The organism is Arthrobacter sp. ATA002 (assembly GCF_026898095.1).
GTDB lineage: Bacteria > Actinomycetota > Actinomycetes > Actinomycetales > Micrococcaceae > Arthrobacter_B.
On the sequence record NZ_CP114015.1, the window covers coordinates 2818329 to 2831258 of the forward strand.

Annotated in this window: 13 protein-coding genes and 2 pseudogenes; 1 reads left to right on the forward strand and 14 read right to left on the reverse strand. The window is 68.1% G+C overall.

Annotated elements, in window-relative coordinates:
* The 5 genes from OL239_RS13975 to dapA all read right to left on the reverse strand — a co-directional run bounded on the left by OL239_RS13975 (position 1) and on the right by dapA (position 6798).
* Positions 1-489, reverse strand: coding sequence for a CinA family protein (locus OL239_RS13975; RefSeq protein WP_268909429.1), 489 nt, complete (start codon positions 487-489; stop codon positions 1-3).
* Positions 486-1088 (reverse strand): CDP-diacylglycerol--glycerol-3-phosphate 3-phosphatidyltransferase, encoded by a 603-nt coding sequence (gene pgsA / locus OL239_RS13980; RefSeq protein ID WP_268909430.1) that lies wholly within the window; start codon positions 1086-1088, stop codon positions 486-488. Before pgsA ends, OL239_RS13975 begins: the two co-directional genes overlap by 4 nt.
* A 19-nt stretch (positions 1089-1107) precedes the next feature.
* Positions 1108-4062, reverse strand: a complete 2955-nt coding sequence (locus OL239_RS13985; protein WP_268909431.1) for an FtsK/SpoIIIE family DNA translocase — start codon at positions 4060-4062, stop codon at positions 1108-1110.
* Between the two features lie 105 nt (positions 4063-4167).
* Entirely contained in the window at positions 4168-5859 is a 1692-nt protein-coding gene (locus OL239_RS13990) for a ribonuclease J (RefSeq protein WP_268909432.1), read from the reverse strand.
* A 6-nt stretch (positions 5860-5865) separates the two neighbouring features.
* Positions 5866-6798, reverse strand: coding sequence for a 4-hydroxy-tetrahydrodipicolinate synthase (gene dapA, locus OL239_RS13995; protein WP_268909433.1), 933 nt, complete (start codon positions 6796-6798; stop codon positions 5866-5868).
* Positions 6799-6907: 109 nt separating this feature from the next.
* Between dapA and OL239_RS14000 the strand changes: the two genes are divergently transcribed.
* On the forward strand, positions 6908-8074 hold the full coding sequence (locus tag OL239_RS14000; protein WP_268909434.1) for a heparan-alpha-glucosaminide N-acetyltransferase domain-containing protein: 1167 nt from the start codon (positions 6908-6910) through the stop codon (positions 8072-8074).
* 17 nt (positions 8075-8091) lie between these two features.
* On the opposite strand, the gene OL239_RS14005 is transcribed toward OL239_RS14000, so the two are convergent.
* From OL239_RS14005 to OL239_RS14035, 9 genes and pseudogenes are all read right to left on the reverse strand, one after another.
* Positions 8092-8481 carry a hypothetical protein gene (locus OL239_RS14005; protein WP_268909435.1) on the reverse strand — a complete coding sequence of 130 codons (390 nt, stop codon included), beginning with the start codon at positions 8479-8481 and terminating at the stop codon, positions 8092-8094.
* 85 nt (positions 8482-8566) lie between these two features.
* A complete protein-coding gene (gene dapB / locus OL239_RS14010) occupies positions 8567-9325 on the reverse strand; it encodes a 4-hydroxy-tetrahydrodipicolinate reductase (RefSeq protein ID WP_268909436.1) in 759 nt (252 codons plus the stop codon).
* Positions 9326-9341: 16 nt separating this feature from the next.
* Positions 9342-9842, reverse strand: coding sequence for a molybdenum cofactor biosynthesis protein MoaE (locus OL239_RS14015; RefSeq protein WP_268909437.1), 501 nt, complete (start codon positions 9840-9842; stop codon positions 9342-9344).
* Positions 9832-10340, reverse strand: a pseudogene (locus OL239_RS14020) (MogA/MoaB family molybdenum cofactor biosynthesis protein). Before OL239_RS14020 ends, OL239_RS14015 begins: the two are co-directional and overlap by 11 nt.
* On the reverse strand, positions 10337-10825 hold the full coding sequence (gene moaC, locus OL239_RS14025) for a cyclic pyranopterin monophosphate synthase MoaC (RefSeq protein WP_268909438.1): 489 nt from the start codon (positions 10823-10825) through the stop codon (positions 10337-10339). Before moaC ends, OL239_RS14020 begins: the two are co-directional and overlap by 4 nt.
* A 26-nt stretch (positions 10826-10851) precedes the next feature.
* Positions 10852-10953 carry a hypothetical protein gene (locus OL239_RS19660; RefSeq protein WP_329609236.1) on the reverse strand — a complete coding sequence of 34 codons (102 nt, stop codon included), beginning with the start codon at positions 10951-10953 and terminating at the stop codon, positions 10852-10854.
* A 227-nt stretch (positions 10954-11180) separates the two neighbouring features.
* Positions 11181-12125, reverse strand: a pseudogene (locus tag OL239_RS14030) (molybdopterin molybdotransferase MoeA); the annotation flags it as partial.
* The gene (locus OL239_RS19665; RefSeq protein WP_329609237.1) at positions 12122-12280 is read right to left on the reverse strand and encodes a tyrosine-protein phosphatase; all 159 of its coding nucleotides are present in this window, start codon (positions 12278-12280) and stop codon (positions 12122-12124) included. The pseudogene OL239_RS14030 and the gene OL239_RS19665, both read right to left, overlap by 4 nt.
* Positions 12216-12929: a tyrosine-protein phosphatase gene (locus tag OL239_RS14035; RefSeq protein WP_268909439.1), complete on the reverse strand. Its 714-nt coding sequence runs from the start codon at positions 12927-12929 to the stop codon at positions 12216-12218. Before OL239_RS14035 ends, OL239_RS19665 begins: the two co-directional genes overlap by 65 nt.
* Between the last annotated feature and the right edge of the window lies 1 nt (position 12930).

Below are 12930 nucleotides of genomic sequence, written 5' to 3' on the forward strand. Positions count from 1 at the left end.
TCAGGCTCTGTCCGCGAGGACCCCGGCCAGCAGTACCAGTGCTTCGTCACAGGCCTGCCGGCGGATGGCTGCCCGGTCCCCCGAAAAGGAAAATTCCCGGACCAGGGTCTGCTCCGGTGCCGCCACGGCGATAAACACGCAGCCCACAGGCTTGCCGTCATGGGGTTCCGGACCTGCGGCCCCGGTGGTCGCCACTCCAATGTCCGCTGCGAGGACCCGCCGGGCGCCGCAGGCCATCTGCCGGGCCACCTCCGCGTCGACGGATCCCGCAGCAGCCAGCAGGCCGCCGTCGACCCCCAGGACATTTTTCTTCACAGTGTTGGCATACGCGACCACTCCCCCGAGGAGCACCGCGGATGCTCCGGGGACGGCACCAAGCTCGGCGGCGACCAGCCCGGCAGTCAGAGACTCCGCGGTCGCCACGGTCAGCCCGGCTGCGGCCGCCGCGGAAACAACTTCCTGCGCGCCGCCGCTTCCGGCAAAAGTCACCGGCCGCCCGGATTCTGCAGCGCGCTGCGGCGAAGTTTAACCGCCTGGATGATGTAGTCGATCCCGGTGACCACCGTGATCACCAGCGCAGCAGCCATGACGACGGCGCTGATCCACCAGGCCCAGCTGCCAAGCCAGGTGGCCAGCGGCAGCAGGAACAGGAAGATCGCGAAGGTCTGGACCACGGTCTTGAGCTTGCCGCCGCGGGACGCCGCCATGACGCCGTACCGGATGACGACGAAACGCAGCAGGGTGATGCCGATTTCCCGGGCCAGAATCACGATGGTTACCCACCACCACAGCTCGCCCAGCGCGGAGAGCATCACCAGGGCTGATCCAATCAGCAGCTTGTCCGCGATGGGGTCCGCGATCTTGCCGAAATCGGTGATGAGGCCGCGGCTGCGGGCGAGGTCGCCGTCGAGCTTGTCCGTGTAGATCGCGACGGCGAAGGTCGCCACGGCAAGCCAGCGGTACATTCCGTCCCGGCCGTCGTCTGACAGCAGCAGCCAGATGAACAGCGGAACCATCAGGATCCTGATGACCGTCAAGACGTTGGCGATGTTCAGGACGGGGACATTCCCGGAAGAAGAGTTGCTCACAGTTCCAGCCTAGCGGGAATCACCGCCCGGTTAAGTTCCAGGCGTCCTCGGACCCCTCTTCTCCGTTTTCGGCGTCGCCGTCGTAATACTCGGTGGCCTGCCTGCGGCCCTCCAGGTCCTGTGCCACGAGGTCCGCCGGACCTTCGGGGTCTAAGCCGTGGTTGACGTTCGCGTTCTCCGCCAGCGCCGCGGTCTCGGCCGCGCCGGGACCGTTGGCCGCTTCTCCCCCGCTGATTGCGGCCAGCGTGGCAGCCAAATCATCCGGCTTAACCATGACGTCGCGGGCTTTGGAGCCCTCGGAGGGCCCGACGACGCCACGGGACTCGAGCAGGTCCATGAGACGCCCGGCCTTGGCGAAACCGACGCGCAGCTTGCGCTGGAGCATGGACGTGGAACCGAACTGCGTGGTGACCACCAGCTCGGTGGCCTGCAGCAGCAGGTCCATGTCGTCGCCGATGTCGTCTTCGATCTGCTTCTTGGGGGCGGACACCGTTACGTCGTCGCGGTAAACGGCGCCCAGCTGGCCCTTGACGTGCTCGACCACGCGGTGGATTTCCGATTCGGTCACCCAGGCGCCCTGGACACGGATGGGCTTGTTGGCGCCCATCGGCAGGAACAGGGCATCGCCCTGGCCCAGCAGCTTTTCGGCGCCGGGCTGGTCCAGGACCACCCGGGAGTCGGTGACCGACGACGTCGCAAACGCCATGCGCGACGGCACGTTGGCCTTGATCAGGCCCGTCACGACGTCGACGGAGGGCCGCTGGGTGGCCAGGACCAGATGGATGCCGGCGGCGCGGGCGAGCTGTGTGATGCGGACGATGGAATCTTCGACGTCGCGGGGGGCGACCATCATCAGGTCGGCGAGCTCGTCAACGATCACCAGCAGGTACGGATAGGCCCTTACGACCCGCTTGGAGCCGGCCGGCGGAACGACCTTGCCCAGTTTGACGGCCTTGTTGAAGTCATCGATGTGCTTGAAGCCGAAGTTGGCCAGGTCATCGTACCGGGTGTCCATTTCCCGGACCACCCACTGCAGCGCCTCGGCGGCCTTCTTCGGATTGGTGATGATCGGTGTGATCAGGTGCGGCACGCCCTCGTACGCGGTCAGTTCCACGCGCTTGGGGTCCACCATCACCATGCGGACCTCATCCGGGGTGGAGCGCATCAGGATGGACGTGATCATGGAGTTCACGAACGAGGACTTACCGGCACCGGTCGCACCGGCCACCAGCAGGTGCGGCATCTTGGCCAGGTTCGCGACGACGAAGCCGCCTTCGACGTCCTTGCCCACGCCCATGACCATGGGATGCTCGGTCTTGCGGGCGGCATTGGAGCGCAGCACATCGCCCAGGGCGACGACTTCCTTGTCCGCGTTGGGAATCTCGATGCCAATGGCACTTTTCCCCGGGATGGGCGACAGGATGCGCACGTCCGAGGAGGCCACGGCGTAGGAAATGTTCTTGGACAGTGCGGTGACCCGCTCCACCTTGGTGCCAGGGGAAAGCTCGATTTCGTAGCGCGTCACCGTGGGGCCGCGGCTGAAACCGGTGACGTGGGCTTCGACCTTGAACTGGTCCAGCGTGTTGGTCAGCGCATCAACCACGGCGTCATTGGCCTCGGAGCGTTCCTTCGCCGGCGGTCCGGCCGGCAGGAACTCGGACGGCGGCAGCGTGTAGGTCACATCGCCGGAGAGCTGGAGCTGTTCCGTGCGCTGCGGGATGGGGGTGGCGGGCGTGAGGTTCTTGACCGTCCGCGCGGGAACCGGAGGCACGGCAGGGGCCGCGGGCAGCCCGCCGGGGGCGCCAAGCGCCGCACCGGCTTCGGGAACCATGGCGATGGCCTCGGTGGGCGGCTCGGCGCCGTCGAACCCGCCGGCCGGCAGGCCCTGGGCACGGCGGATCTTCTGCGTGGCAAGCTCGGACCGGGTGGGCCGCCGCACGCCCGGCGGGATGGCCGGTTCGGGCACCGCGGGCACATCGGAAGCGCCGGAGGCATCCGCGGCTTCGTCGTCATCCGCCAGGACGGCACGCTCAAAGGCTTCGTCGCCGGCAAAGCCCTCGGCGGGAAGGTCCTCCCCCGATTCGGCGTTGCGGCCGAACATCCGCCCCTTCTTTTTCGGCGTCTTCCGCGTTTTCTGCGCCTTCGCCGGGCGCTGGTCCCGCTCGTACAGGTAGCTCTGGTCGTGGGCTTCGGGATCGTCCGGGGCCAGGTCCTGGCCCATCAGGTGCTCGTAAAGGGCGCGCAGGCGCATCGGGATGTGGCGGAACGGGGTGGCCGTAATGATCAGCAGACCAACGAACACCAGGAACCCCAGCAGGATGGCCACGGGCCACGGGGTCAGTGCCGCGGACAGCGGTCCGGCCACCAGGAAACCGACGATGCCGCCGGACGCCCAGAGCCGGTCGAAGCCGTCGGAGAGGGCGGGCGAGCCGCCGACAATGTGGGTGATGCCCGATCCGGCGAAAAGGACCAGGACCAGGCCGATGCTGATGCGGCTGTTGGCGTGGTGCCGTTCGGGATAACGGAACAGCCGGACCGCGCCGGTGAGGAGCATGAAGGGAACGACGACGGCCATCCAGCCGAAGGTGCCGGCTGCCCCCGCATGGATGATGTCGGCAACCGGGCCGCGCAGGGCCCACCACTCGACCGTAGCCACGGCAAGGGCGGTCAGGATGAGGAAGAATCCGGTTCCGTCGCGGCGGACGTCCCGGTCGGGAACGACGTCGGCTCCCAGTTTGCGGATGCCTGCACCCGCCAGCCGGGCCATCCCCATCCACGCGCCCTGGACTGCGCGCAGCGGCAGCGGTACCTGCTCGGCGTCGGCCTGTGCCGTGCCGCCGGCACCGGAGCGTCCGGTGGCCTTGCCCCGCGGCTGTGTTTTGCCGGCGGATTTTCCTGTGGTGCCCCCGGTGTTCCGGCTGGTGCTCCGGCCGGAAGCAGCGCCGCGTGCGGCAGGGGAAGTACGAGTGGCCATAGCCTCCACGGTACCCGATGCGGCCGGGCAAGCCGCGGATTTACGCGTCCTGCCCGGCCCTGGGGTACCTGTCCTGCTGCTGTCCTTGAGCTGCCCAGCGCCCGCCTACGCTTCGAGGACCACCGGAACGATCATCGGGCGCCGGCGCAGGCGCCGGTTCACCCAGGTGCCGACCACCCGGCGGACCACCTGCTGCAGCTGATAGGTGGTGTGGTCCTTGTTCGACGTGACCGCTTCTTCCAGGGCCTTGCTGATCCGGGGCTTGATCTCATCAAAGACGGCGTCGTCTTCAGCGAAGCCGCGCGCGTGGATTTCCGGGCCGGACACGATCGTTCCGGTGCTGCGGTTGACCACGGTAATGACCGAGATGAAGCCCTCTTCGCCGAGGATGACCCGGTCCTTGAGGTCGGTGTCGGTGATTTCCCCGACGCTGGAGCCGTCCACGTAAACGAATCCGCACTCGACGGAGCCAACCACGCGGGCCTTTCCATCGCGCAGATCCACCACGGTGCCGTCGTCGGCCAGGATCACGTTCTGCGCCGGAACGCCGGTGGCCTCGGCCAGCTTGCCGTTGGCGATCAGGTGCCGGGTTTCTCCGTGCACGGGCATGGCGTTCTTCGGCTGCAGAATGTTGTACGTGTACAGCAGTTCTCCGGCCGAGGCATGCCCTGAGACATGGATTTTGGCGTTGCCCTTGTGCACCACATCGGCGCCGAGCTTCATCAGCCCGTTGATCACGCGGAAAACGGCATTCTCGTTGCCGGGAATCAGGGAGGAAGCGAGGATGACCGTGTCGCCCTGCCCAATCCGGATCCGATGGTCGCCGTTGGCCATGCGCGACAATGCCGCCATCGGCTCGCCCTGGGAACCGGTGGACATCAGCACGAGCCGGTCATCGGGCATGTCGTCCACGTTTTTCAGGTCCACCAGGATGCCCTCGGGCACGTTCAGGTATCCGAGCTTCTCGGCAATGGCCATGTTGCGCACCATGGAACGGCCCACGAAGCACACCTTGCGGTTGTGCGCCGCCGCGGCGTCCAGCACCTGCTGCACGCGGTGGATGTGGGAGGAGAAGGACGCAACGATGATGCGCTTGCTCACCTTCCCGAAGAGGGTTTCCAGCACCGGGCCGATTTCCCGCTCGGCCGTAGTAAAACCGGGAACGTCGGCGTTGGTCGAGTCGGCCATGTACAGGTCCACGCCCTCTTCGCCGAGCCGGGCGAAGGCGCGCAGGTCCGTGATGCGCCCGTCAAGGGGCAGCTGGTCCATTTTGAAGTCGCCGGTGTGGAGCACGGTGCCGGCGGCGGTGCGGATAAACACGGCCAGGGCATCGGGAATGGAATGGTTCACGGCCACGAACTCGCATTCGAAGGGCCCGAACTGCTCCACCTGGCCCTCGGTGACCGTAAAGGTGAACGGCTTGATCCGGTGTTCCTGCAGTTTGGCTTCGATCAGGGCCAGAGTCAGCTGTGAGCCGATCAGGGGAATGTCGTTCTTCAGCCGCAGCAGGTACGGCACTGCACCGATGTGGTCTTCGTGGCCGTGGGTCAGCACCACGCCCACGACGTCGTCGAGCCGGTCCTCGATATAGGAGAAGTCCGGCAGGATCAGGTCCACGCCGGGCTGGGTTTCCTCGGGAAAGAGGACGCCGCAGTCCACGATCAGCAGCTTGCCGTCGATTTCGAAGACGGCCATGTTACGGCCGATCTCGCCGAGTCCGCCAAGGGGGACAATCCGGAGCGTTCCCTCCTGCAGGGCCGGCGGAGCGCTGAGCGCGGGAACTGCGGTTTCAGTCATGGTGCTTTATGCCTTGCCTTCCGAAAGGGTCCGGGAGAAGTCCCAGCCTGCCTCGGCCAGGTCGGTCAGGACCGTTTCCATTTCGACGGCGTCGGGCGCCACCAGCGGAAGCCGGACGGCAGCACCGGGAATGGTGCCCTGCAGCTTGAGGATCTGCTTGGCGGAGACCGCGCCGGGGATGTGGGTCATGACGGCGCGCACCACCGGGTCCAGTTCGAAATGGATCCGCCGTGCGGTGGCGAAGTCCCCCGCCGCCGCGGCATCCACCAGCGCACGGAACTGCGCCGTGGCCACGTGGGCCGAAACGCTGACCACGCCCACGGCACCGGCGGCCATCCACGGCAGGGTCAGTCCGTCGTCGCCGGCATACACGTCGAGGGTGGTGTTGGCCAGGACCTGCGTGATCGCCGCGAAGTCCGCCTTGGCGTCCTTCAGTGCCATGACGGCCGGGATATTCGCAAGGCGGACCATGGTGTCCGTGGAAATTGCGATGCCGGCGCGGCCGGGAATGTCGTAGACCATGATCGGCAGGTCCGTGGCAGCGGCGACTGCTTCGAAGTGCGCCACCACGCCGGCCTGGGTCGGCTTGTTGTAATACGGCGTCACGACCAGCTGCGCGTCGGCGCCGGCGCGCAGGGCACGGCGGGCCATTTCCACCGAATGGGAGGTGTGGTTGGTCCCCGTGCCGGCGATAACCTTGGCGCGGCCGCCCACGGTCTCGGCCACGACCCGGAACAGGTCTTCCTTTTCGCTGTCCTCCAGGGTGGAGGTTTCGCCCGTGGTTCCGGAGACCACCAGGCCGTCACAACCGTCCTCCACCAGCTTGTTGGCGAGGCTTGCCGTGGCGTCGAAGTCCACGGCTCCATCCTCGGTGAACGGTGTCACCATGGCGGTGACGAGGGTCCCAAACGGAAGTGCGCGAATATCAGAATCAGCCATGGGTAAAACGTTACCCGTTCCCTGCACCGTTGGGACAACGCGGCCGCGGCTTCGCCGGGAACCGGAAAGCGCCGCGCGGCGGCGGCGTGTGCTGTGAGACGATCGGTTCATGATCGGACGGCGGTTGACGGGCATCGATGCAGCCCGGGGCATAGCGCTTTTGGGCATGATGGCGACCCACATTTTTCCTCTTTACGACGAGCAGACGGGGAATCCCTCCTGGACCGGCCTCGTCTTATCGGGGCGCTCCTCCGCGCTGTTTGCCGTGGTGGCGGGCATCGGCCTGGCGCTGCTTACCGGCGGCAGCCAGCCGCGCTCCGGCACCGCCCTGACCGCAGACCGGCGCGGCATCGCCGTCCGGGCCGTGATTATCGCCCTCACCGGCCTGGTTCTCGGCGGCCTGGACACGACCATTGCCGTCATCCTGTTCCACTACGGCGTCCTGTTCCTGCTGGCGCTGCCCTTCGTGGGCATGCGGCTGCCCCGGCTCGCGCTGTGGGCCGGTGTCTGGCTGCTGCTCTCCCCGGTCCTGGCCTATCTGATCCGGCCCTGGCTCTCTTCCGCGGTGGAACCGTCAACGTTGGACTCCAATGTCAGCTGGGAAGCTTTCCTGACGCCCGGAACCCTGCTGGCGGATGTCTTTTTCACCGGCTTTTATCCGGTGGTGCAGTGGCTGAGCTACCTCCTGATCGGGCTGGTCATCGGGCGGCTCCGCCTGCAGGATGTTCCCGCCCAGGCTGGTCTGGTGGCCGCAGGCATCACGGCTGCCGCGGGAGCCAAGTTCCTGAGCTATTACCTGCTGGTGGACCGGGGAGGCTTTGAAGCTCTGCTCGCCACGGAGTCCGGGCGCATCTGGCCGCTGGCCCGCATGATGGAGGTCAACCTCGCCGGGGTGGAGCAGACCGGCTCCTGGTGGTGGCTGGCAGTGAGCGGGCCGCATTCGGGCACCCCGCTGGACCTGCTGCATACGGCCGGAACTGCCGCTGCCGTCGTCGGCGTGTGCCTGCTGCTGACCCGGGCGCGGCCCAACCTGCTGCTGCCCCTCTCGGCGGCGGGAGCCATGACGCTGACCCTGTACAGCATCCATGTCTGGATCATGTCGGTCACGGATGCGCAGCCGGTGCCGCCGGAGCCGGTGTGGCTGTTCTGGATCTCTGCCGTGGTTGCTGCCGGCCTCGGCATCGCCTTCACCCGGTTCGGCTCGCGCGGTCCGCTGGAGACACTGATGCATGGTGCCTCACAGCTGGCCCGGCACGGCTCGCTGAGCGGAAAATAAGCCAGCGGCTGGCAGCCTTAGGCGGAGTAGAGCTTGCCGGCCCGGCGCATGGCGGACCGGGCGCGCTTACGGTCCCCCGCGGCGTCGTACGCGCAGGAGAGCCGGAACCAAGCGCGCCAGGAGTCCGGCGCGGCCTCAACCTCGGCCTGATACTGCGGGAACTGCGCGTCGGCGGCTTCCCGGATGATCCGGCCGCCGGGCGTCCGCGGCAGGTCGTCCACCGGCAATCCACCCTCATCGGCGAGGATGTGCGCCATTTTCTCGGTGCGTCCGCCGAACTGCAGTTCGCGGATCAGGGCCCAGGCCCCCACAACCGGCAGCACCAGGTACGCCGCGCCCAGCGCGTTGGCAGTCAATCCGTCGTTCCCCGTCAGCAGGGTCCAGCCGCGCTGGACGACCACCAGCATGTAAAACACCAGCAGCAGGGTGATCAGCAGGACGCCGATCTTGGCTTTGTTTCGGAAAAGCCCGGTAAAAAAGACAACGTGTTCCTTAGGCGTTCAGGTTGAGGTAGCCGTCGAGTCCGACGGTCAGGCCCGGATGGGCGGCGGCTTCGCGCAGTCCCAGCAGGACACCGGGCATGAAGGACGCCCGGTCAAAAGAGTCGTGGCGGATGGTGAGCTGTTCGCCGGCGCCGCCGAACAGCACCTCCTGGTGTGCCACCAAGCCGCGCAGCCGGACGGAGTGGACGCGGACGCCCTCGACGTCGGCACCGCGGGCGCCGGGAATTTCCGTGGCGGTGGCATCCGGGGAAGGGTCAGTGCCTGCTTCGGCGCGGGCCGCGGCGATCAGCTGGGCGGTGCGCACGGCGGTGCCCGAAGGTGCATCGATCTTGTCCGGATGATGCAGCTCGATCACTTCCACCGACTCGAAATACCGGGCCGCCTTCGCGGCAAAGGCCGAGGCCAGGACCGAACCGAGCGCGAAATTCGGGGCAATCAGCACGGCGGTTCCGGGGTGCTCTTCGAGCAGAGCCGACAGACGGTCCAGCCGGTCCGCGTCCCAGCCGGTGGTTCCGACCACGGCATGCATGCCGTGTTCGACGGCGAAGCGGACGTTGGCTTCGGTGCTGTCGGGAACGGTGAGGTCCACCACGTACTGTGCGCCGGCGGAGACGAGCGTATCGAGTGAGTCTCCCCGGCCCAGGGCGGCCACCAGCTTCAGGTCGGGTGCCGCTTCAACGGCTTTAACGGCTTCGGATCCCATGCGGCCGCCGGCCCCGAGGACCGCTACGGCGAGTTGCTCAGTCATACCCCCAGATTACCGGTCACTGCGGGGCGTCGCTGACACCCACCCACTCGGACGTCCCGTCGCTGAAGCCCTGTTCCTTCCAGATGGGAACCCGGGCCTTGACGGTGTCCACCAGGTCGGAGCATGCGGCAAACGCGGCACCGCGGTGCGCGGCACCCACCGCCGCCACCAGGGCGGCGTCGCCAATCTCCAGCGGACCGGTGCGGTGGCCGACCCAGATCCGTACGCCGCCGTGGGCCACGGCAATCTCCGCGGCCACCGCGGCGAGCACCTCCCCGGCGGAGGGGTGGGCGCTGTAGGAAAGGCTGGCAACGCCGCGGCCGCCGTCGTGGTCGCGGACGATTCCGCTAAAACCGACGACGGCTCCGCACTGCGGCGACCATGCGGCGGCCTGGGCGTGGTCCGCGTTGAGCGGCAGGCCGGAAACCGTGGCGTTGAGGACCTCCGAGGCTGCGGCAGCCGCGCCCCCGGGTTCGGTGGCAGGTCCCGTGGCGGGTTTGGTGTGCTCAGTGTCCATGGTGTCCCTCCAGTTGTGCGCAGATGTGCCCGATGACCGGTTCCAGCACGGCGAGGCCGTCCGCGACGGCGCCGGGCGAGCCGGGCAGGTTTACGATGAACGTCCGCCCGGCCGTGCCCGCGCAGCCGCGGCTGATGGCGGCCATGGGCGTCTTGGTGCGGCCGTCTGCGCGCAGCGCCTCCATGATTCCGGGAACTTCCCGCTCCAGCAGCGGCAGCGTCTGTTCGGGGGTATGGTCATCCGGGCTCAGCCCGGTTCCGCCGCTGGTGAGGATCACCGCCGGTTCCAGCGCGAGCATGCGGCGCAGCGCCTCCCCCACGCGGTCGCCGTCGGGCACCACCTCGGCGAGCACGACGTCGAACCCCAGCGCGTAGAGCCAGTCCGCGGCCAGCGGACCGCATTCATCCTCATACTCCCCCGGGCGGCCCGGGTGGAGGCGATCAGCACCGCGGCAGTGCGGCGGGGCGGCTGCTGCGCGGCCGGTGGCGAGTCGTTCACAGGGCCCAGTCTCCGCCCTTGCCGCCGGCTTTGGCGAGCACCTGGATGTCGGTGATGGACGCATGCTTGTCCACGGCCTTGATCATGTCGTACAGGGTCAGCGCGGCGACGGTCGCCGCGGTCAGGGCTTCCATCTCCACACCGGTGAGTGCCTTGGTTTTCACCGTGGCCAGGATGACGACGTCGGAGTCCCCGGCGTCAAAGTCCACCGTCACTTTGGTCAGGGGCAGCGGGTGGCACAGCGGAATCAGGGTGGAGGTCTGTTTGGCCCCCATGATGCCGGCGATCCGCGCCACGGCCAGCGCATCGCCCTTGGGCAGTCCGCCTTCGGAGAGGAGCTTCAGGACGTCGGCGGTGGTCCGCAGCCGTGCCCGGGCGGTCGCGGTCCGGGTGGTTTCGGTCTTCGCGGAAACATCCACCATGTGGGCGGAGCCGTCTTCGCGGACGTGGGTGAGTCCGGGCTGCTGCCCGTCGGTGCCGGTCATGAAGGTACTCCTTGTGCGCAGTGCGGTTAGTCCAACAGCCATACTGCCACTTCCGTGCCGGCGGGGACCGTGTCCACTCCGGCCGGAATGTGCACCAGGGCATTCGACGAGGCCAGGGCGTGAACCAAATGCGAGCTTGGACCGCCGACCAGCTCGACCCGTCCCGTTGTGCCGGGGCCGGCGGGAGGGTGTAGCGGCCGCGCCGGACCTGGTGTTTGCCGGCGGGGCTGTGCGCTTCGGCGGCCAGCACGGCCGGCACCTGCCGGCGCGGAGCGGGAAGGCCGGTGAGGGTCCCCAGCGCCGGGCGCAGGAACATTTCAAAGGAGACGACGGAGCTGACCGGGTTACCCGGAAAACCAAGGAAAGGAACGCCGTCGACGGTTCCGATCCCCTGCGGCCCGCCGGGCTGCATCGCCACCGGAAGGAACTGCACGCCTTCGGCGGCCAGGGCCAGGCGGACCACCTCGTAGGCGCCCATGCTGATTCCGCCGGAGGTGAGGACCAGGTCGGCGGGGTGGCGGCGGAGGTCCCCACGGAGCTGGGCCAGGAAGGCGTCCGGTGAGTCAACCACGATGCGGGACCGGACCACCTCCGCACCCGCTTCCCGCAGGCTCACGGCGAGCAGCGTGGAGTTGGCGTCGTGGATCTGTCCCGGGGCCAGAGCCTCTCCTGGTTCGACCACCTCGTCGCCGGTGCTGAGCAGCAGCACCCGGAACGGAGCCCGAACCGGCACGGCGGGGATGCCCAGCGCGGCCAGCAGGCCCAGCTGCAGCGCGCCGAGCCGGGTGCCGGCTTGCAGGGCCACTGTTCCGGCGCGGATGTCGCTTCCTGCTCTCCGGATGTAGTCTCCGGGCGCCGCTCCGGAGGGGAAGCTGACGGTGGCTCCCAGCCGGTCCCGGTCCGCGAAGAACGCATCGGGCACGGCCCGTTCAATGGGTACGACGGCGTCGGCTCCGGCGGGAAGCATGGCGCCGGTCATGATCGGAGCAGCGGATCCCGGTTCCAGGGCGGAAGCCGCGATGCCGGCGGGAATCGGTTCACTGACGCGCAGCGCAGCGGCCCGCCCCGCAGCGGACGCCAAGTCAGCCGTGCGCACGGCATAACCGTCCATTTGGGAATTGTCGAAGGGAGGAAGGCTGCGGGGCGCGTGGACGTCCGCGGCCAGGATCTTCCCTGCCGCCGACACGAGGTCCACGGTGTTTGTCCGCTCCGGCGCGGCTGCACGGCAGGCTTCCAGCAGCCCAAGCACGGCATCGCGGTGTTCTTCCACTGTCCGGGTCTCTGCTGCCCTGCGGATCACGGCTGCCTCCGAAGCCGCCGGCGCAGCATCGCCAGCTCGTCCTCGAGGAGTCCGCCGGAGAGCAGGTATCCGGCCGCGCCGCCGTGGTGTTCATCCACCCACTCCAGCGCCCGGCCGATGGCCTCTTCGGGGGCGCCGGTCACCAAGGCGGCCACCTCGTCCGTCAGGGGAACGCCCAGCGCCTCGATCATGCCGAGCATCCGCGCGGCCCACTCCCCTGGAAAGGTTGGCCTCGCTTTGCCGGTAGTCCGCCACCACGGCGGCGGGGTCCACGCCGACGGCGCTCAGGATCAGTGCCACCGCCACTCCGGTGCGGTCTTTTCCGGCGGTGCAGTGCACCAGGGCCGCCGAGCCTTCCGCGGCGCATCCGACCGCACGGGCGGTCTCGGCAAACACAGCGCTGCCGTCCTGCAGCATTTCGGTGTAGATGCCGGCCAGCGTTGGCAGCTGCGCAACAGCTGCCTGCACCGCCCGGGCGGCAGCCTCCGGGTTCCCGGACTGGCGGGCGCGCTGCATTTCTTCCTGGGCGGCTCCGGTGAAGGCGCCTTCGAACAGCGGCAGGTTGAGCCGGATAAAGGAACGCGCGGGCAGCCGGTCCGGCGCCATGAGCTGCTCCGCGGGAGTCCGCAAATCGACGATCACCTCGATCCGCGACTCGGCAAGGCGTGTTAGTCCCCGTGGAGTCAATGCGCTGATGGCATCTGAACGGTAGAGGACTCCGGGGGCGCTGCGGCCTCCTCCGGCCAGCGGCAGTCCGCCGGTGTCCCGGAAATTGACTGTGCCTTCCAGTGCGGTGATCGTCACA

Excerpts from the sequence above, each read along its gene's own strand:
- OL239_RS13985 (WP_268909431.1), bottom strand. The coding sequence starts at position 4,062 with ATGGCCACTCGTACTTCCCCTGCCGCACGCGGCGCTGCTTCCGGCCGG.
- OL239_RS13990 (WP_268909432.1), bottom strand. The coding sequence starts at position 5,859 with ATGACTGAAACCGCAGTTCCCGCGCTCAGCGCTCCGCCGGCCCTGCAG.
- dapA (WP_268909433.1), bottom strand. The coding sequence starts at position 6,798 with ATGGCTGATTCTGATATTCGCGCACTTCCGTTTGGGACCCTCGTCACC.
- OL239_RS14000 (WP_268909434.1), top strand. The coding sequence starts at position 6,908 with ATGATCGGACGGCGGTTGACGGGCATCGATGCAGCCCGGGGCATAGCG.
- OL239_RS14005 (WP_268909435.1), bottom strand. The coding sequence starts at position 8,481 with ATGCTGGTGGTCGTCCAGCGCGGCTGGACCCTGCTGACGGGGAACGAC.
- dapB (WP_268909436.1), bottom strand. The coding sequence starts at position 9,325 with ATGACTGAGCAACTCGCCGTAGCGGTCCTCGGGGCCGGCGGCCGCATG.
- OL239_RS14015 (WP_268909437.1), bottom strand. The coding sequence starts at position 9,842 with ATGGACACTGAGCACACCAAACCCGCCACGGGACCTGCCACCGAACCC.
- moaC (WP_268909438.1), bottom strand. The coding sequence starts at position 10,825 with ATGACCGGCACCGACGGGCAGCAGCCCGGACTCACCCACGTCCGCGAA.